Source organism: Azorhizobium sp. AG788, assembly GCF_943371865.1.
Lineage (GTDB): Bacteria > Pseudomonadota > Alphaproteobacteria > Rhizobiales > Xanthobacteraceae > Azorhizobium.
In genome coordinates this window covers 37,250-55,279 of the sequence record NZ_CALRWL010000042.1, presented here as the reverse complement: position 1 = coordinate 55,279, position 18,030 = coordinate 37,250, and the positions used below count along the sequence as shown (strand labels likewise).

Genomic DNA, 18,030 nt, shown 5'->3' with positions numbered 1-18,030 from the left:
GGCGGTGATGTGGGCGCCTTGCGTAAGGCCGTCGCCCCGCAGGCGGCCAACCCTCCCCCCTTGCGGGGGAGGGCAGGGAGGGGGGTGAAACGGCCGGGGCCGGGCGGTCGGCCGCCGGCCCCAAGGCCGCTTCCGTCCGCTCCCGCCATGCCCCTATGATCGCCAGCCCTTCCTCCCACCCTGGATCTGCCATCATGTCCGCGCCCGCCTTCACGCCGTTCGATGGGGATTATGAGGCCCGCGTGCGCGAGAGCTTTGCCCGCCAGCCGTTCATGACCACCATGGGTGCGCAACTGGGGGCGGTGGCGCCGGGGCGGGTGGAACTGGTGCTGCCGTTCGCTGATCACCTGACCCAGCAGCACGGTTTCTTCCATGGCGGCGCCATCGGCGCGGTGGCGGACACCGCCGGCGGCTATGCGGCCTTCTCGCTGTTTCCCGCCGACGCCACCGTGCTGACGGTGGAATACAAGATCAACATCATGGCCCCCGGCCGGGGCGAGCGGCTGGTGGCGGTGGGCGAGGTGGTGCGCTCGGGGCGCACCCTGACCATCGCCCGGGTGGAGGTCTATGGCGAGACCGGCACCACCCGCACCCATTGCGCCACCGCCACCCAGACCCTCATGTGCCTGGTGGGCCGCGCCGATACCCGCGCCTGACGGCCGGCCGCAAGCCCGAGACAAGGTGGCCGCCGGTAGATGAGCGGGGTTTAGATCGGGGCGGCGCGCGCCATGTCGCCCGGCGCAGAGGGGAGGGGGAGCGGATGCGAGGTCTCTCTCCGGCCCCGGCCCGCGCGGTGATCGTGGCGGCTGCGCTCTTCATCTCCCTCCTGGCCGGAACCGCCCGCGCCGAGGATCTGGTGCTGACGCCGGTGGCCGCGCCGGTGCCCTATGTGCTCAAGGACGTGGAGCCGGATGTGCGCGGCATCGCCCCCGGCATGGGTGAGGACGCGGTGCGCGCGGAACTGGCCAAGCTCTATCCCGGCGGCCGGCCGGAGGCGACCAAGGCCAGCGTCACTTATGTGAATGAGGGGCGGATGTTCCGCTCGAAGGCGCTGCTGGCGCAGATCGCCGTGCGGCAGGCGGGCGCGGCGGTGCAGGACGAGATGACGGTCTATTTCGGCCTGCCCACCAGCCAGGCCCCGGTGCTGGGCATCGCCCGGCGCATGGAATTCACCAACGGCCCCGCCGCCCCGCCGGTGGCGCAATTGGTGGCGCAGGTCACGGAAAAATACGGCCCGCCCGCGGTGCGCCGTCCCGGCACCGGGCCGGGGGCGGTGACGCTGATCTGGCTGTTCGGCGACGGCAAGGCGCGCGCCTGCGGCGGCAAGAAGCCGGTCTGTCCGTTCGTGTCGGCGGCGGTGTCCATCGGCCGGCTGGACGCCTACCGCGCCGCGGTGGCGGACGGGTTCGAGCTGATGATCCAGGTGGATCTCAACACCCAGGTGCAGGATCCCGCCCGGGTAAAGAGCTTCCGCACCACGCTGGTGGACAATCGCGGCGCGGTGCTCAGCTATGAGGCGGCGCAGATCCAGATCATCGCCGCGGTGGAGGCCCGCCCGGCGCCGGGCCCCGCGCCGCGGCCGTAGGGCGCGAAAAGCCTGGACACCACCGGGCGGCGGATGCTCCAAGCCGGCAGTCTTATCCCGTGCCGGCGATCCTCCTGATGCGTTTTCCCTTGCCGCTCGTCCCGGCCACCTTGCTGCGGCGCTACAAGCGCTTCCTCGCCGATGTGGTGCTGGACGATGGCCGGGAGGTCACCGCCCATGTGGCCAATTCCGGCGCCATGCTGGGGCTCAACACCCCCGGCGCGCGGGTGTGGCTGGCGCCGAAGACCGGCCCGGCGCACAAGCTCCCCTTCGGCTGGGAATTGGTGGAAGCGGACTTCGGCAGCGGCGCCGAACTGGTGGGGGTGAACACCATGCATCCCAACGCGCTGGTGGCCGATGCCATCCGCGCCGGGCAGGTGGGCGCGCTCGCCGGCTATGCCTCCCTGCGGCGGGAGGTGAAATATGGCGTCAATAGCCGCATCGACCTGCTGCTGGAGGCCGAGGGGCGCCCGCCTTGCTATGTGGAAGTGAAGAATGTCCACCTCATGCGCAGTCCGGGCTCGGCGGAGTTTCCCGATTGCGTCACCGCCCGCGGCGCCAAGCATCTGGTGGAACTGGCGGCGCAGGTGGCGGCGGGGCATCGGGCGGTGATGGTCTATCTCAGCCAGATCGCCTCGGCCCGCGAGATCAGCCTCGCCCGCGATCTCGACCCCGCTTATGGCCGCGCCTTCGACCTGGCGCGGGCGGCGGGGGTGGAGGCCATCGGCCTGGTCTGCCGCATCGATGTGGAGGGCATCGCCGTGGCGGGGGAGATCCCCATGCGCGGCTGAGGCCGCGCGAAACGCCGGGATGCGCGGCTGAGGCCGCGCGAAAGCCCCATGCGTGGCTGAGCCGCGAGAAACGCCGGGATGCGCGGCTCGGCCGCGCGAGATCTGAAATGCGCGGCGGATTGCGACGGTGCGCCGCTTGCCGCCTGCGCGCCGCTGAGGCACTGTCCCGCGCCATGTCGAGCCACGCCCCCACCCCCCTGCACCTCGCCGCCGACCATTTGGACGCGGCTTTGGCGCGTATCGCCGCCCGCATCGGGCCGGCTTATGTCATCACCCAGCCGGGCGATACCGAAGGGTATCTGACCGAGCCGCGCGGCCTCTATCGGGGCGAGACCCCCGCCGTGGTGCGGCCGGGCTCCACCGCCGAAGTGGCCTTCGTGGTGGAAACCTGCGCCGCCGCCGGTCTGCCTTTGGTGCCGCAGGGCGGCAACACCGGGCTGGTGGGCGGGCAGGTGCCGTTCGGCGCCATTCTTCTGTCCTTGGGCCGGCTCAACAAGATCAGGGCGCTGGATGCCACCGACCTGACGCTCACCGCCGAAGTGGGCTGCACCCTGCATCAGGTGCAGGCCGCCGCCGCCGAGGCCGATTGCCTGTTTCCCCTTTCCATCGCCTCCGAAGGCACCTGCCAGATCGGCGGGAATCTCGCCACCAATGCCGGCGGCACGGCCGTGCTGCGCTATGGCAACACCCGCGAATTGACCCTGGGCCTGGAAGTGGTGCTGGCGGACGGGCGGATCTGGAACGGCCTGTCGCGCCTGCGCAAGGACAATACCGGCTACGATCTGCGCGATCTGTTCGTGGGCTCGGAAGGCACGCTGGGCATCATCACCGCCGCCGTGCTGCGCCTGTTCCCCAAGCCCAAGGCCCGCGCCACGGTGCTGGCGGGCCTATCTGATCCGCATCAGGTGCTGGCGCTGTTCCGCCGCCTGCGGGCGGTGGCGGGCGATGCCTTGACCGGTTTCGAGATGATGCCCGACGTGGGCATGGAAATGGTGCTCAAGCACATGCCCGGCGCGGTGCGCGCCATCCAGGACCGGCAGCCCTTCTATGTGCTGGCCGAACTCACCTCCACCCGGCGCGACGATGATCTGGCCGCCATGGTGGAAGGCGTGCTGGGCGAGGCGCTGGAAGCCGAAGAAATCGCCGACGCGGTGATCGCCTCCAGCGAGGCACAGTCCCACGCGCTGTGGAAGCTGCGCGAGGATCTGTCCGAGGCGCAGAAGTTCGAGGGCGGCTCCATCAAGCATGACGTCTCGGTGCCGGTGTCGAAGGTGGCCGAGTTCGTGCTCGCCGCCACCGCCGCCTGCGAGGCGCATATGCCGGGGCTGCGGGTGTGCGCCTTCGGCCATGTGGGCGACGGCAACATCCACTTCAACCTCAGCCAGCCCATCGGCATGGACAAGACCGCGTTCCTGGACAGCTGGGAGGCGTTCAACCGCCTGGTGCACGATCTGGTGGCCTCCTACGACGGCTCCATCTCCGCCGAGCACGGCATCGGCCTGCTGAAGCGCGAGGAACTGCTGCTGTACAAGGACCCGGTGGCGCTGGACGTGATGGCGTCCTTGAAGGCGGCGTTGGATCCGGCGGGGCTGCTCAATCCGGGTAAGGTGTTGGTGGGGAAGGGGTGAGGGGGCGAGCGTGCGCCCTCTTCGAATCCGACATTGATCAAGGTGCGGTGGGCTTACCAAGCCGGATCTCGGCCCCATCCTGCTCATGCCAACCGCCGAGCCCTCACCAACTGGCCGCGACCGCGCGTACCCTGTCGCGGTCGGCGTCTTGGGTCATGGCCTGTTCCGCGCGCTGGAGCGCCAGCGCGGCCTGGGCGCGGGCGGCGTCCTTGAAGGCGTCGTCGCCCATCTCCGCCAGGGCCCGCAGTGCCTTCTGCAGCCGCAACTGCACCTCGACCAGCGCGGCGCCGTCGCGCGCGATCAGGCGGAAGGCGTCATCGAACAGATCGGCCGCTGTCAGAAGCGGAACCCGCACCCGCTTGTGGCGCGGCTCGATGGTCTCGCCCTCGGTGGTCCGGTTCGCCCACAGCGTCAGCAGGCGGGTGCAGCGGCCGATCACGTCGATGGCGGTGCCTGGATCGTTCACCGCCGGCGACAGTGCCCGCTGCGCGATCTCGCTAAGCACCGCAAGGCCAAAGCGGGGATCCTGATCGTAGCTGCGTTCCCGGCCGATTGTGAAGGCGCGGCGCACCTCGTCCATGGCGGTGTCGGCGGCGTCTTCTTTTTTCGAGTCGAGCGCCGGGCGATCCAGCCGCGCCAATGGCGTGCCCTCATAGATGAATGCACCCGGCACGACACACACGTGCGCATCCACATCCAGCGCCTCGACGCAGCCGGCGATGGCGGGCAGGTCGATGTGCTGCACATATCCTGTCTGCGACGACAGCACGGGCAGCGGCAGCTCGGGGTCATCGGCAGCGGCGGGAACGCCGCCGAGGAAGGGCAGGTCCAGCCGGGCGACGAGGGCATCATGGGCTGCGTTTTCCACGCGATCGGTGGTCGCGCCCACGCCGCCGAACGTGGTGAGATGATTGATCCATCCCATCAGCGCCCCGACCACCAGAATGATGACGCCCACGGTGACGATGAACAGGACGACCCGCCCCTGCGGGCCGTAGGCGCCCGTCTTCAGCACCACGAGGCCGACCATGCCGAACAGGAAGGCACCGATGAAGGTGGAGAGCACGTTCTGCGTGACCCGGTCCTGCACCAGCAGCCGCTTGGCGCGGGGCGTGACATTGCTGGCGGCGGCGTTGTACGCCGAAGTCATCACGCTGAGCGAGAAGGTGGTGACCGCGAGCATGCTGGACGCGATGATCGAGAGAATGCTGTCCACCGCATCGGCGCTGATGTCGTAGCGCAACTGCCAGGGCAGGAAGCGTTCAGCGATCGCCGCGAGACCGGCCGCCGCCACACCCAGGAAGCCGATCAGTGTGGCCCGCACCCACAGACTCCGGCCGAACTGACGCAGGATCCATTGCCACTTCGACATTCGGCCTTCCGGGGTTCGCTGTCCGACCGGAGACTATGTTGTGGAGGCGCCGTTGGTTCCATCGCGCGACGCCGATCTTTGGACGTCGGCGTCGGTGGGACGGCACTCGGAGGCGGGACAGGGGCCGCGAGAGGCCGCGGATCCTCGGGGGCGGGCCGAAATGAAGCGCAGTCAAGACTGCGTGAGGCGGTGTTCGACAATAGCAAATCCCACCGCAGGCGCGCATCTATTGGCAATAGATTCGTCGTACTACCAATGCTGCTAGGCTTGCGATACGCTCTCATCGATGCAATGTTGCGCGTTGGGTGCTCAAGCCGGATGGGGCTATGGGCAGGTGTAAGCTTTGGTCGGGCCGCCAAGGGCGGAGACCTTTTCTGATGCTCTTGCCTCTGGGGACACCCCCTTTTTCTGTTGCTGTCGATAGCGCCCGATCCGCAGTCCGGCGTGCCGCAATCCCTCATCCCGCTGTCGCCCGTTTCGTGCCCGTCCCGGCTCTGCGCGCCCTCTGGTCTGGGGAGGCGGTCTGATGCGCGAGCAGGTGATCCGGTCCCGGCCCATCGTCGCCCTGCGCGCGTTTCTCCAGAGCGAGGCGGCGGGCGGGCTGGTGCTGATGGCGGTGGCGCTGCTGGCCATCATCGTCGCCAATTCCCCGCTGGCATCCAGCTATTTCGCCGTGCTGAAGGTCTATATCGGCCCGCTCAGCCTGCTGCACTGGATCAATGACGGCCTGATGGCGGTGTTCTTCCTGCTGGTGGGCCTGGAGATCAAGCGCGAGATGCTGGCCGGCCAGCTCTCCACCTGGGCGCGCCGCGCGCTGCCCGGCGTGGCGGCGCTGGGGGGCATGGTGGTGCCCGGCCTGATCTATGTGGCGTTCAATGCCGCCGATCCCGGCGCGCTGCGCGGCTGGGCGATCCCGGCCGCCACCGACATCGCCTTCGCCTTGGGCGTGCTGTCGCTGCTGGGCCGCCGGGTGCCGGCCTCGCTGAAGATCTTCCTCGCCACCCTGGCCATCATCGATGATCTGGGCGCGGTGATCATCATCGCGCTGTTCTATACGGCGCAGATCAACCTCGCGGCCCTGCTCGGCGCGGCGGCGGTGCTGGCGCTGCTGTGCACGCTGAACGCGCTCCAGGTGCGCCGGCTGCCGGTCTATCTGGCCCTCGGCGCGGCGCTGTGGGTGCTGGTGCTGCTGTCCGGCGTGCATGCCACCATCGCCGGCGTGCTGCTGGCGCTGACCATCCCGCTGCGCGCCGCACCGGCGGAGGCGAAGGCGAAGCCGGAATCCTCGCCGCTGCATCGGCTCGAGCACACGCTGCACCTGCCCGTCGCCTTCCTGGTGGTGCCGATCTTCGGCTTCGCCAATGCCGGGGTCTCGTTCGCCCATGTCACGCCGGCGATCCTGGGCGATACGCTGGCGCTCGGGGTCGCCGCCGGCCTGCTGTTCGGGAAATTGATCGGGGTGTTCGGGGCGGTGGTGCTGGCGGAACGCAGCGGCCTGGCCGACCTGCCGGCGCACGCCACCTGGCGGCAGATGCTGGGCGTCTCCCTGCTCTGCGGCATCGGCTTCACCATGAGCCTGTTCATCGGCCTGCTGGCGTTCGAGGATCCGGCCCTGCAGGTGCGGATCAAATACGGGATTCTGGCCGGCTCGTTGCTGGCGGGCGTCTCCGGCTACGCGCTGCTGCGCCTGCCCGGCCCGCGCCGGGCCACGGCCTGAGCCGCCGGCTCAGGCCTCCCGCAGCGTGCGCACCTGCGGCGGGCGGGGGCGCACGCCCAGCACGGTGAACACACCCACCGCCAAGGGCACCGCCGCCACCAGGAACACCAGATGCGCCAGATGGGCATCCATCAGGGCGCCGTAGATCAGGGGGGCCATCAGCGCGCCCACGTCGAAGCCGGAATAGACCACGCCGAACACCTTGCCGGTGGCCCCTGCGGGCGTCGCCCGCCGGACCAGCACGTCGCGGGACGGCGTGGTGATGCCCACCGCGAAGCCGATGGCCGAGACCAGGGCCACGGTGACCGCCGCAGGCGGCGAGGTCACCGAGGCGAGGATGGCGCACAGGGCGGCGGCGGCAAGGCCGGTCATGGCCACCCGATGATGCTGGCGCACCCGGTCCGCCAGAATGCCGCCCACGAACACCCCGCCCGCGGTGGCCAATTGGTAGAGGGTGACGGTGAGGGTGGCGAGGCCCACGGAAATGCCGAAGCCTTCCTGCAAAGCGGCGATGGAGAAGTTCTGGATCCCCACCAGCGAGATGGAGGAGAGCAGGAAATAGCCGAACGCCAGCAGCACCACCGGCGTCATCAGCACGCCGAGGAAGGAGAGCGGCGGCGCCTCGCCGCTGGCGGTGGCCGGCTGGTCGTGGCTGGAGGGGGTGTGCAGCACCGGGCGCGCCAGCACCAGCGCCAGGGTCGCTCCCAGCGAGGCCACGCCCATGACGATCAGCGCCGCCCGCCAGCCGAAGCTGATGGCGATGGCGCCCGACACCAAGGGCGAGGCGGCATAGCCCAGATTCCCGGCGATCACATGGGCGGCGAACGCCCGGCCCAGCCGCTCGGGGCGGATGCGGTGGCTGAGGATGGACAGGTCTGCCGGGTGGTAGACCGCATTGCCGAGACCGGCCAGCGCGCCCAGCGGCAGCATCACCCAATAGGCCGGCGCGAGGCCCAGCGCGGCCACGGCGCCGGCTTGCAGCGCCATGCCGCCCAGCAGCAGCCGATGGGCGCCGAAGCGGTCTACCAGCACCCCCGCCAGCACCTGCCCGGCGCTGGAGGCGAGATAGAAACTGGACAGGATCAGCCCCAGCTCGGTGAACGAGACCCCGAGATCCTCGCGCATGAACAGGAACAGCGGGGCAAACGCCAGTTGCAGGAAATGGCTGGTGAAATGCGCCACGCCCACGGCGGAGATGGTCGCCACCTCGCGGGAGGGCGGCGGCAGGGTGGCAGCGGCAACGGACACGGCGCTCTCCCGAAGCCGGCCTCTTTGGGGGGCGGACCGGCTTAAGGGTATGTATCTGTATTCTCAGGCGCTTGGAACGGGTCTAGCTCTGCGTCCGGCACATGGCTTCGCGCCCCGCGCGCACAGCGGATGGCGACCTGCGGGCAGGCCGGCGGTCGGTCTGCGGGAATCGGACAGGTGTCTCGTGGATCACCGAACGGATGGTCCCCATCCGCTGCGCGCGGTTGACCGCCCAGATCACGGCGTTGTCGTTCGACCAGCGCGGGTTCCCCCCCCCCCGCGCGCAGGCCCGAACCCCTAAGGCGCCGCCTTCGGCGGCGGCGCGCCCGCGCCATAGCGCAGCCCGTCGAGCAGCAGACCGACCATGCGCCGGGTATGGTCAGCGCCATCCGCGCCGGAGGCGGTCGAGAGGTTGCCAATGGCCCGCAACAGGTCGTAGGGGGCCACATCGGGGCGGATCTCGTGGGTGGCCGTGGCCGCAGCCAGCAGCGCCCCGAGCGCCGGTTCGAAGTGGGCCTGAAAGTAGGCCGGCAGCGCATCAAACGCCGGATCGCCGGAGTGCAGCGCCGCGGCGAGGCCGCGCTTGGTGGCGATGAAGGCGGTGTAACGGTGCAGCCAGCGCATCAAGGCCTCGCCGGGCGGGTGCTCTGCGGCCAGACGCTGTGCCTCTTCGGCGCAGGCATCCACCTCGCGGCGGAACACGGCGGCGATCAGATCGGACCGGTTGGGGAAGTGGCGATACAGCGTGCCGATGCCGAGCCCGGCCCTGGCGGCGATCTCCCGCACCGGGGCATCGACCCCTGAAGTGGCGAAGACGCATTTTGCCGCTTCCAGCACCGCCTCTTCGTTGCGCTGAGAATCCGCACGCGGGCGCCGCTGGGGGAGGGGATTCTCCGGTTGGGCCTTGGGCGGTGCCTGGGTCAAAAGCGCCTCCTGCGCCGATCGCGTGTACTGGCGCACCCCTTCGCTCTTGATAAGCGGAGTGGTGTTCCGTATATCGGGTCGATAAATGGAACTATGTTCCGTTTAAATTGGAGCATGGTTCCGTTTCTGCCGTATAGGCGAGCCGCGCCAGCTTCGCCATTCAAATCCAGGCGAACGTCCATGAACAAGCTGATCACCCACGCCAGCCACCTGCCCATCCCTCAGGCGATGCCCACTCTTTCCGTCAGCCCGGTGACGCTGCCGGCGCCACGCCGCGGGATGCCCCTTGAACTTCGCATCACCGCGCCGGTCACCGGACGCGATCTGCCCATCATCCTGCTGTCCCACGGCCATGGCCCCTCGCTCTATCTCCCCTCGAAGGATGGCTATGGGCCGCTGGTGAATTTCTATGCGGAACACGGGTTCGCGGTCATTCAGCCCACCCATGCCAATTCCAAGGTGGCGGGCCTGGATGCGCAGGCGCCGGGCGCCCCCTTCTTCTGGCGGTCGCGGGTGGAGGACATGACGCTCATCCTGGACCGGCTCGACGACATCGAAGCGGCGGTTCCGACGATGGCCGGTCGTCTGGATCGAAGCCGCATTGCCGCTGTCGGGCACTCCCTGGGCGGCCAGACCGTCGCGCTCCTGCTCGGGGCCCGATTGACCGATACCCAGGATCCGGCCGCGACGGACGTGAGCCTGATCGAGCCGCGCATCAAGGCTGGTGTGCTTCTCGCCGCCCCGGGCAATGGCGGCGACAGCCTGAGCGCCTTTGCGCGGGCGAACTATACGGCCTTGAACCCGGATTATGCCCATCTCACCACGCGGACGCTGGTGGTTGTCGGGGACCAAGACGTCAATCCGCATTTGACCGTGCGCGGTGCCGATTGGCATGGGGATGCCTATCACCACGGTCCCGGCAGCGACGGGCTGTTGACCCTCATCGGCGGCAAGCACGGGCTGGGCGGCATCGCCGGCTATGATGCCAAGGAAACCGATGATGAGGACCCTGAACGCCTTGCAGTGACCCAGCGCATGACCTGGGCTTACCTGCGCTCGGCGCTGTATGCCGGGGACCCGGCCTGGGCGCACGCGTGCACGGCGCTGGCTGACCACGCCGGGATGCACGGGCACGTCACGCAGAAGTAGAAGGCGCGAACCCGGCCCTCAAACGGCCCGTATGCGCCTACGGGCCGCGCCGGTCCCGGCGTCGGTCGGGCGCCCTACGCCCCGTGGCGGCGGCTGCTGCCGCCGAAATAGCGCAGGGTCAGGCAGGTGATGTCGTCCGCCTGCGGCGCGCCGCGCTCGAACCGGCGCACGGAGGCCAGCACCTGTTCCGACATTTCCGTCACCGACCACTCCGCCGCGCCGCTCTTCAGCAGGTCGGTGAGGCGCGGATCGCCATAGACCGCGTCGTCGATGTCGAACGCCTCGGTGACGCCGTCGGTATAGAGGAACAAGGCGTCGCCCGGATTGAGCTGAAGCTCGTGCTCCTCATAGATGAAGCCCTCCATCACCGCCACCGCCATGCCGCGGGTGGTGGGCACGGTGGTGACCACATTGTCCTGGGTGATCTTGTAGGGGAGGTTATGGCCGGCGTTGACGTAGTTCACCTTGCCGGTTTCCAGATTGATGACGCCGTAGAACAAGGTGACGAACAGCATCTGCTCGTTTTCCAGCGCCAGCAGGTCGTTCAGGCGCCGCACGCAGCCGGCGGGGGAACGCTCGAACAGAGCGGTGGAGCGCAAAAGCGTGCGCGAGATGGCCATGAACAGCGCCGCCGGCACGCCCTTGCCGGACACATCCGCCACCACGAAGCCGAGCGTGCGCTCGTCGATGAGGAAATAATCGTAGAAATCGCCGCCCACTTCCCGCGCCGGGGTCATGTGGCCATGCACCGCGATGCGCGGATTGGGCGGGAATTCCTTCGGCAGGATCGCCAATTGCACCTGCGCGGCGATCTCCAGTTCCTGCTGCAGGCCGGCCAGCTTGGTCTTGGTGATCAAAGCCTCGCGCAGTTCCACCACCATCGAAGACAGCCGGTTGTGCTGCTCGACGATGCGCCGGGACAGATCGTGCAGCACCCTTGCCACCCGGCGCAGTTCGTCCTCGTCGCGGTCCGGATCGGAGGCCAGCAGCGCCAGCACCTCTTCGCGGTCGGTGGGGTCGATGGCGTCGGCCAGGGCCTGCAACTCGCCGGAGATCACGCTTTCCTGGCGCCGCCGCACCCGCTCGCGCTGGCGGCGGTTCTCGGCCAGCGCATGCACATTGGCCCGGAACGCCCCCACCGCCTGGGCGATGCGGCCGATCTCATCCTTGCCGCTGGCCTCCAGCGACACAGAGGTGTCGCCGCGGGAGAGCGCCTGGAGCACGTCGATGGCCCGTTCCAGGGGGCGGAAGCTGTACCAGAGGAAGACATTGACGCCGACGATGCCGCACAGGGCCAGCCCCAAAGCCACCGCCAGGCCGAAATGGCGGATGGCGTCGGCCGTGGCGCGGGCGGTGGTGTTATCCACCAGGCTCACCAGGGCGCCCACCGTGCCGCCGCTGATGTCCGGCACCGGAATGCTGGTGACCGCATAGATGCGATCGCCCACGGTGAGCATGTCCCGCAGCGGATGGCGCGGGGTGATGACGAGGCCGGCGGCGCGCCAGACTTCCGCGTCGGTGGTGGCGGCCAGGGCGCCGCGCAAGGTCAGCAGGGTGGTGGCCGCATCGATGCTGGCGGCGAAGCGGCGCACGGCGCCCGAGGCATTGCGGCCCAGCACCAGCACCGCCTTCTGGCCGTCGGAGAAGGTGATCATCTGCGCGGCCACCACCAGGATCTGGTTGGCCGAGACCTGGCGCAGGCCCGAGACGGTGCCGCCCGCCAGCACCCGGTCGATGCTGCCGGCATCCAGCAAGGTGCGGCCGGGCTGGGTGCCCTGGGCGAACAGCACTTCGCGATCGGCGCCCACCGCCTCGAATACCGGGGGCTCGTCGAACAGCACTTCCACGCCCTTCAGCGCCGCCATCACCGCCCCGCGGTCCGAGGCCAGGAGCGCGGCGCGCAGGGCGCCGGAGCTGGCGATGGCATCCAGGCTCTTTTCCAGCATGGAGGTCTGCACCGCGACGATCTCGCGCCACAGCGCCGCCTGGCCGCCGATGACGATGTTGGAGACGCGCTCCTCCTCCATCCGGTCGCGCATGACGAACACGGCGATGAAGCAGCCCAGCAGCAGCAGGAAGCCGGCCGCGACCAGGAGAGTAATACGGGTGCGCAATTGCATCAGGAGGCTCGATCACTGGGCTGGCGGCCGCCGCGCGGCAGCGCTTCCCGCCGGATACGCTCCACTTCCGGCCGCAGGCGCCCGTCGAAATCCACCGCCAGTAATTCCTCCGCATAGGCCTGGAAGCCGGCCCACTTCTCCCCCACCCGGCGGGCACCGCGGGCCAAGGCGTCGAACGCCTGGCCCACCGGGCCGTGGCCCAGCATCGCCGCCTGCGGCCCGCCATCCAGTTCGCCGGCCACATTGCGCGCCATGGCCACCACCAGCCGGCGGCGGCGGCGATCCAGCGCCCCGCCGGCCACGGTGCCGGCGATGATCCCGGCGAGCGCGGCGCAGACCAGCACCGCTCCCGCCACCTGGAGGCCCACATCGCCGAAGGCGCCGCTGAAGGCGCTGGGGCTGGTGGTCACGTCCACCTGTCCCACCGCCAGCCCGTCCACGCTGATGGCGGCGGTGGTCATGTCCTGTCCGGCGGCCGGGCCGATGGCGCTGCGCACTTCGCGCCCGTCGGGGCCGCGCAGCACGATGCGGGCGATGCCCGGCGTCTGGTTGAGGGTCTGGCTGAGATAGCTCTCGACGCCGGGAATGAGTTTCAGCGGAATGCCGAAGCGGGCCGCCTTCTCGAACTGCTGCGCCAGCGAGCGGGCGAGCGAAGCGCCGATCACGGTCACGTCGCGCCGGGCGGTTTCTTCCACCCGCGCCTTGAAGCCGGAAATGAGCAGCGCGCCGGCAATGCCGCCCACCAGGAGGGTGAGGGCGAAGGCGAACAGGCCGGTCACGAGGCGCCCATGACCGCGGCCGAGAGGATGGGCCTCAGGCGTCGTCATCGAGGGCCTCCAACTGCCGCGTGCCCGCGTCGATGCGTTCTTCGCTGCGGGTCCAGGCGCGCCGGGTCTGGCTCGCCAGGTGCTCCATGCCCCGGCCCGGGACCACCGCCGCATCCTCGCCGCGCAGGATGCTGGCCACATTGCGGAACGGGCGGGTCATGGCGGCGGCGAAGGTCCAGGCCAGCAGTCCCGCCACGATCACTCCGGCGAGGGCGGCGGCGGCGGTGCGGCCGAGGAGGTCGGCCAGCAGGCGCTCGTTGCGCCCGGAGCGGGCGGAATCCGAGACCGAGACGGAAATGCCGCCGGCCGGGCCGAGGTCATTGTCGAAGCGGGTGCCGAATACGGTCTCGCCGCGGGCGGATTGCGACCAGATCTCGTCCGTGCCGGACGGCTTGCTCCAGGTGTCCGGCACCGCCTCGCCCACCGCGCCACGGTCGGTGCTGTAGATGGAGCGCCCGCTGAGGTTGAAGATGTCGATGGCCAGGATGGAGGAGTCGCCGGCCTTTTCCCGTTCGATCCGGGTCTGCAGCGAGGACACCTGGTCCAGGGCCAGGCCGATGGAGAGATTGGCTTCCGTGGTGCTGCGCAGATTGCCGAGCAGATGCGACACGCGTGCCCGCTCGATCTCGGCCGTGACCCTTTGGCCGGCCAAGTAGGCTCCAGCCGCCACCACGATCAGAATCGCGAGCACGGCGGCGGCAACGATGAGAACGAGTCGACCGACAAATGTCATGAAGCAGACGGTGGTGTGCAGGCCGGCGGGACGTTAGCCGCCCGCGCCGCGGCAAACCAGAGCAAAATCCGACCGGCAACCAAAAAAACGATCAGCACCAAGCCGCTTTTTATCGTATCCCGTGAGCTCTCCCGTTGCGCCGCTCTTGCGAGTCCTGCCCCGATGACCCGCACCACCGCCGTCCTGATCGGTCTGTTCGCCCTGATTGCCGCCGCCTGCGTGGCGTTCGGCGCCTATTTTTCTTACGCCACCCTGCTGAACGCCAACCGCGCCGCGGTGGAGGCGCGCTTTGCCATCACCGCGCAGCGCATCGCCGGCACGGCGGAACTGGCCAGCAGCCTGGGCATCGGTCTGTCGTCGCAGCAGACCCTCACCGAATTATTGCAGCGCGAAGCGCGCATCGATGCGGCGGTGACAACCATTGATGTAGCCGACGAGCACGATCTGGTGCTGTTCAGCAGCGATCCGAAGCGAATCGGGCACGGCGATTCCGCCCGCGCCGCGGCCACCGTCGCCCGCGTCATCGAGAATGATATCGGCAAGCGCATCGGCTGGGTGGTGGTGCACTATAATCCCGGCGTCCTCGCCGAGGGCGCCGAGGCGCTGGCGCGCGATCTGCGGGTGATCGCCCTGCCGACCCTGATTGCGGCGGCCCTGGCCACGGTGGCCGTGGGCCTTCTTCTGGCGGCGGGCCTGAAGCGGGCGGTGCGCCGCGCCGCCGATCCGGCCTCCTGGCCCGCGCCCGCCCGTGCCGCTCTGGCCAGTGCCGATGCCGCTTATGCCGCGGCGACGCCGGTGCCGCCCTCCACGCCCGCCCTGCGCATCGTTGCCGCGCCCGGGGCCGACCGTCCGGGAGCGAAGTCATGATCGGCCTGCGCGGCGGCATATCGGCCGCCATCGTCGTCATCCTTTGCGCCGCGCTGGGCATGATCGCCTGGGGCGCGCAGCAGGCGGCGGTGCGCACCATCGTGCCCACCATCATGGCGAAGGCGGATTCGGTGGGGCGCTCGGCCGCCGCTTTGGTGGAAACCGCCACCCAGGCGGGCATTCCGGTGGATCGGCTGGTGGGCGTGAAGCCCTATTTCGAGGCCCTGATCCGGCAGAATGAAGAATTGGCGCATATGCGCCTGGTGCGCGGCGGCGTGGTGCTGTGGGAGTCCGGCGAGATCGAAGGCCCCGATTGGCCGGAGGTGCACACCGCCGTGGTGGCGCGCAACGGCGCGCCGGTGGCCACCCTGGTGATCGCCATCGATCCCCGGTTGGTGTCCGAGCAGGTGGCGGCGGTGCTGATCGACGTCGCCTTCATCGGCGTGGTGGCGTTGTTGATCGCGCTGGAACTGGTGGCGCTGGTGGTGGGCACCCGCGGGGTGACGGTGCTTGCGGCGGTGGAGGCCCGGGTGCGGGCGCTGGCCCGCGGCCGGCTGGTGCTGCACCAGGCCGGGGACGCGGCCACCGACCATCTCATCGCCCCCATCGATCGCCATATGGCGGCGCTGGCGCAGCGCCACGCGGCGGCGCGGACGCTGGCGCAGGCGCGCGGCGATGAAGCGGCGGTGACGGCGCTGGACGCGGTGGCGGCCAAGACCGGCCTCGGCTCCACCCAGGCGGGGGCGAACCAGGCGGCGGCCATGGTGCGTCCGGCCCTGTTCCTGTTCATGCTGGCGGAGGAGTTCACCCGCCCGTTCCTGCCGCGCTACGTGCAGGCGCTGGCTCCGCCCAACCTGCCGTTCAGCGCCGATGTGGCCATCAGCCTCCCCATCGTCGCCTTCATGGCGGCGGTGGCCCTGTGCCAATTGCCGTTTGCCGCCGCCTCCGAATGGCTGGGCCGGCGCAACGGCTTCGTGCTCGGCGCCGCCCTGGCGGCGTGCGGCTATGCGCTGTCGGGCCTCACCGGCAGCTATTATGTGTTCCTCGCCGCCCGCGTGGTGTCGGCTATCGGCTATGCGCTGGTGTTCGTCTCCGCCCAGGGCCATGTGGTGGATCGCTCGGCGCCGAACGAGCGGGCCGAAGGGCTGGCGGTGTTCGTGCGCGCCATCATGGTGGCGGCGCTGTGCGGCCCGCCCATCGGCGGGGTGGTGGCGGACCGGCTGGGGGGCAACGTGGCCTTCCTGTTCTCGGCGGGCCTGGCCGGCGCGGCGCTGCTGCTGGCGGCGGCCAGCCTGCCGCGCTCCGTCCGCCGCCCCCATGGCCATGGCCTCGGGCTGGGCGATCTGAAGGCGGCGATCCAGGCGCCGCGGCTGGCGCCGCTGCTGTTCGGCTGCGCCTTCCCGGCCAAGTTCATCCTGGCGGCGCTGTGCTTCTTTCTCATTCCGGTGGCCTTGCAGCGGAGCGGCTACAGTTCCGCCGCGGTGGGCCGGCTGCAGATGATCTATCCGGTGATCATGGTGCTGGCGGTGCCGATCTTCGCCGGACTGGCGGATCGCTATTCCGCCCGCTCCTTCTTCGTGGCGGCGGGCGGCACCCTGGCGGGGGCCGGGGCGCTGCTGGTGGCGTTCGGCACCACGCCCCTGGTGCTGGCCGGCGTGCTGGCGGTGCTGGGCATCGGCCAGGCCATGTCCATCGCGCCGCAGTCGGCTTTGGTGGCCGATAGCGCCCGCCATGTGCCCGGCGGCCATTCCGCTGGCGTTCTTGGTCTGTTTCGACTGATCGAGCGCAGCGGCAATGCGCTGGGGCCTGCGGCCGCTGGCCTCATGCTGGGGGCTTTCGGTTTCGTAACTTCCATGATGAGCGTCGGTGCCATAGTGGTAATCGGCGCGGCGGCGTTCGCATTGTCCGGTCGCAACACGGAGACGACCGGGCCGTCGTCTGATGCCGCGTCCGAGGAGGCTTCGGTGCAATGACAAAGACCCTGCTCGACCGACGTTCCCTGCTCTCGCTCGGCCTTGGGGCCGGGACGGCGCTGGCTCTGCCGGGCCTGGCGGCGGCGAACACGGAGCGCACCTTCAAGATCCTGATGCTCACCTTCCGCGGTGAGACCGAGGTGGAGCGCGGGTTCCGCGACCTGTTGGACACCGCCGGCCTGAAGACCGAGATCGTGACCCGGGACGCGAGGCGCGACATCGCCAACCTGCCGTCCATGATCGCCGACCTGGACACGCTGAAGCCGGACCTGATCTACACCTGGGGCACGCCGCTGACGCTCGGGGTGGTGGGGCCGTACGATTCCCAGGATCCCAAATTCATCCGCAACATTCCGGTGGTGTTCGCTTTGGTGGCGGCGCCGGTGCAGGCCCGCATCGCCCCCAGCTTCGCCTCGTCGGGGCGCAACGTCACCGGCGCGGTGCATGTGGTGCCCACCGACGTGCAGATGAAGGCGATGCAGTCCTACATGGAGTTCTCCACGGTGGGGATTCTCTATTCCACCGGCGAGCAGAACTCGGTGGCCATCGTGCGCGAGGTGGAGACCTTCTGTAAGAGCATCGGCGCCAAGGTGATCGCCCGCCCGTTCAATACCGACGCCAACGGCCGTCCGGTGGCCGACGGGGTGGAGGAGATGGTCACCCAGCTGCGGGCGGACAAGGCCGACTGGCTGTATCTGCTGCCGGACACCTTCCTCGGCACCATCTATGACCGGGTGACGCCCACCGCGCTGGCTGCCGGCCTGCCCACCTTCGGCGCGGCGGAACTGGCGATCCGCGAGGGCGGGGCACTGGTGGGGCTTGTGAGCCGCTATTATTCCGTGGGCCAGCTGGCGGGTACCAAGGCGGTGGACATTCTGAGCCACGGCACGCCGCCGAGCCGCATCCCCATCGAGACCCTGAAGCGCTTCTCGCTGATCATCAACATGCGCATCGCCAAGTCGCTGGGCATCTATCCGCCCATCGCCATGCTCAATTATGCCGAACTGGTCACCGGATGAGTGCAGGAACCGAGGGGGCCTTGAGTTGGCGGACGCTGGCGCCTGCCGACCTGGACGCGATCTATGCGCTCCACCGC

At 69.5% G+C, this 18,030-nt stretch carries 15 protein-coding genes; 9 read left to right on the top strand and 6 right to left on the bottom strand.

The genetic code is table 11. From position 1 onward, the window contains the following. Positions 1-194: 194 nt before the first annotated feature. From AAG816_RS20510 to AAG816_RS20495, 4 genes are all read left to right on the top strand, one after another. A complete protein-coding gene (locus AAG816_RS20510) occupies positions 195-656 on the top strand; it encodes a PaaI family thioesterase (RefSeq protein ID WP_341991542.1) in 462 nt (153 codons plus the stop codon). A gap of 104 nt (positions 657-760) precedes the next feature. Next, on the top strand, positions 761-1,585 hold the full coding sequence (locus AAG816_RS20505) for a hypothetical protein (protein ID WP_341991541.1): 825 nt from the start codon (positions 761-763) through the stop codon (positions 1,583-1,585). 77 nt (positions 1,586-1,662) lie between these two features. Further along, positions 1,663-2,376 (top strand): DNA/RNA nuclease SfsA, encoded by a 714-nt coding sequence (gene sfsA, locus AAG816_RS20500; protein WP_341991540.1) that lies wholly within the window; start codon positions 1,663-1,665, stop codon positions 2,374-2,376. A 173-nt stretch (positions 2,377-2,549) separates the two neighbouring features. Continuing rightward, the gene (locus AAG816_RS20495) at positions 2,550-4,004 is read left to right on the top strand and encodes an FAD-binding oxidoreductase (protein WP_341991539.1); all 1,455 of its coding nucleotides are present in this window, start codon (positions 2,550-2,552) and stop codon (positions 4,002-4,004) included. Positions 4,005-4,107: 103 nt separating this feature from the next. Here AAG816_RS20495 and AAG816_RS20490 read toward each other — a convergent pair whose 3' ends face one another. After that, positions 4,108-5,376, bottom strand: a complete 1,269-nt coding sequence (locus AAG816_RS20490) for a DUF2254 domain-containing protein (RefSeq protein ID WP_341991538.1) — start codon at positions 5,374-5,376, stop codon at positions 4,108-4,110. A gap of 526 nt (positions 5,377-5,902) precedes the next feature. On the opposite strand from AAG816_RS20490, the gene nhaA reads away from it, so the two are divergent. Next, positions 5,903-7,093 (top strand): Na+/H+ antiporter NhaA, encoded by a 1,191-nt coding sequence (gene nhaA / locus AAG816_RS20485; RefSeq protein ID WP_341991537.1) that lies wholly within the window; start codon positions 5,903-5,905, stop codon positions 7,091-7,093. A gap of 9 nt (positions 7,094-7,102) precedes the next feature. On the opposite strand, the gene AAG816_RS20480 is transcribed toward nhaA, so the two are convergent. Both AAG816_RS20480 and AAG816_RS20475 read right to left on the bottom strand, forming a co-directional pair. After that, positions 7,103-8,341 (bottom strand): MFS transporter, encoded by a 1,239-nt coding sequence (locus AAG816_RS20480; protein WP_341991536.1) that lies wholly within the window; start codon positions 8,339-8,341, stop codon positions 7,103-7,105. 297 nt (positions 8,342-8,638) lie between these two features. Continuing rightward, positions 8,639-9,265 (bottom strand): TetR/AcrR family transcriptional regulator, encoded by a 627-nt coding sequence (locus tag AAG816_RS20475; protein WP_341991535.1) that lies wholly within the window; start codon positions 9,263-9,265, stop codon positions 8,639-8,641. Positions 9,266-9,445: 180 nt separating this feature from the next. Between AAG816_RS20475 and AAG816_RS20470 the strand changes: the two genes are divergently transcribed. Then, positions 9,446-10,414 carry a hypothetical protein gene (locus tag AAG816_RS20470; RefSeq protein WP_341991534.1) on the top strand — a complete coding sequence of 323 codons (969 nt, stop codon included), beginning with the start codon at positions 9,446-9,448 and terminating at the stop codon, positions 10,412-10,414. Between the two features lie 74 nt (positions 10,415-10,488). Here the strand turns inward: AAG816_RS20470 and AAG816_RS20465 are convergent, their stop codons facing one another. Genes AAG816_RS20465 through AAG816_RS20455 form a run of 3 tightly spaced genes read right to left on the bottom strand, consistent with a single transcriptional unit; the run spans position 10,489 to position 14,052 of the window. Further along, positions 10,489-12,534, bottom strand: coding sequence for a SpoIIE family protein phosphatase (locus tag AAG816_RS20465; protein WP_341991533.1), 2,046 nt, complete (start codon positions 12,532-12,534; stop codon positions 10,489-10,491). Further along, a complete protein-coding gene (locus tag AAG816_RS20460; protein ID WP_341991532.1) occupies positions 12,534-13,361 on the bottom strand; it encodes a hypothetical protein in 828 nt (275 codons plus the stop codon). Before AAG816_RS20460 ends, AAG816_RS20465 begins: the two co-directional genes overlap by 1 nt. Then, positions 13,348-14,052 carry a hypothetical protein gene (locus AAG816_RS20455; RefSeq protein WP_341991531.1) on the bottom strand — a complete coding sequence of 235 codons (705 nt, stop codon included), beginning with the start codon at positions 14,050-14,052 and terminating at the stop codon, positions 13,348-13,350. The genes AAG816_RS20460 and AAG816_RS20455 overlap by 14 nt, the downstream gene beginning before the upstream one ends. 204 nt (positions 14,053-14,256) lie before the next feature. Here AAG816_RS20455 and AAG816_RS20450 point away from each other — a divergent pair, with 204 nt between their 5' ends. Genes AAG816_RS20450 through AAG816_RS20440 form a run of 3 tightly spaced genes read left to right on the top strand, consistent with a single transcriptional unit; the run spans position 14,257 to position 17,953 of the window. After that, positions 14,257-14,961: a hypothetical protein gene (locus AAG816_RS20450; protein WP_341991530.1), complete on the top strand. Its 705-nt coding sequence runs from the start codon at positions 14,257-14,259 to the stop codon at positions 14,959-14,961. Continuing rightward, on the top strand, positions 14,958-16,934 hold the full coding sequence (locus AAG816_RS20445; RefSeq protein WP_341991529.1) for an MFS transporter: 1,977 nt from the start codon (positions 14,958-14,960) through the stop codon (positions 16,932-16,934). The genes AAG816_RS20450 and AAG816_RS20445 overlap by 4 nt, the downstream gene beginning before the upstream one ends. Continuing rightward, complete coding sequence (locus AAG816_RS20440) at positions 16,931-17,953, top strand: ABC transporter substrate-binding protein (RefSeq protein WP_341991528.1); 1,023 nt, start codon at positions 16,931-16,933, stop codon at positions 17,951-17,953. The genes AAG816_RS20445 and AAG816_RS20440 overlap by 4 nt, the downstream gene beginning before the upstream one ends. The last annotated feature ends 77 nt before the right edge of the window (positions 17,954-18,030 follow it).

Excerpts from the sequence above, each read along its gene's own strand:
- AAG816_RS20510 (WP_341991542.1), top strand. The coding sequence starts at position 195 with ATGTCCGCGCCCGCCTTCACGCCGTTCGATGGGGATTATGAGGCCCGC.
- AAG816_RS20505 (WP_341991541.1), top strand. The coding sequence starts at position 761 with ATGCGAGGTCTCTCTCCGGCCCCGGCCCGCGCGGTGATCGTGGCGGCT.
- sfsA (WP_341991540.1), top strand. The coding sequence starts at position 1,663 with ATGCGTTTTCCCTTGCCGCTCGTCCCGGCCACCTTGCTGCGGCGCTAC.
- AAG816_RS20495 (WP_341991539.1), top strand. The coding sequence starts at position 2,550 with ATGTCGAGCCACGCCCCCACCCCCCTGCACCTCGCCGCCGACCATTTG.
- AAG816_RS20490 (WP_341991538.1), bottom strand. The coding sequence starts at position 5,376 with ATGTCGAAGTGGCAATGGATCCTGCGTCAGTTCGGCCGGAGTCTGTGG.
- nhaA (WP_341991537.1), top strand. The coding sequence starts at position 5,903 with ATGCGCGAGCAGGTGATCCGGTCCCGGCCCATCGTCGCCCTGCGCGCG.
- AAG816_RS20470 (WP_341991534.1), top strand. The coding sequence starts at position 9,446 with ATGAACAAGCTGATCACCCACGCCAGCCACCTGCCCATCCCTCAGGCG.
- AAG816_RS20465 (WP_341991533.1), bottom strand. The coding sequence starts at position 12,534 with ATGCAATTGCGCACCCGTATTACTCTCCTGGTCGCGGCCGGCTTCCTG.
- AAG816_RS20460 (WP_341991532.1), bottom strand. The coding sequence starts at position 13,361 with ATGACGACGCCTGAGGCCCATCCTCTCGGCCGCGGTCATGGGCGCCTC.
- AAG816_RS20450 (WP_341991530.1), top strand. The coding sequence starts at position 14,257 with ATGACCCGCACCACCGCCGTCCTGATCGGTCTGTTCGCCCTGATTGCC.
- AAG816_RS20445 (WP_341991529.1), top strand. The coding sequence starts at position 14,958 with ATGATCGGCCTGCGCGGCGGCATATCGGCCGCCATCGTCGTCATCCTT.
- AAG816_RS20440 (WP_341991528.1), top strand. The coding sequence starts at position 16,931 with ATGACAAAGACCCTGCTCGACCGACGTTCCCTGCTCTCGCTCGGCCTT.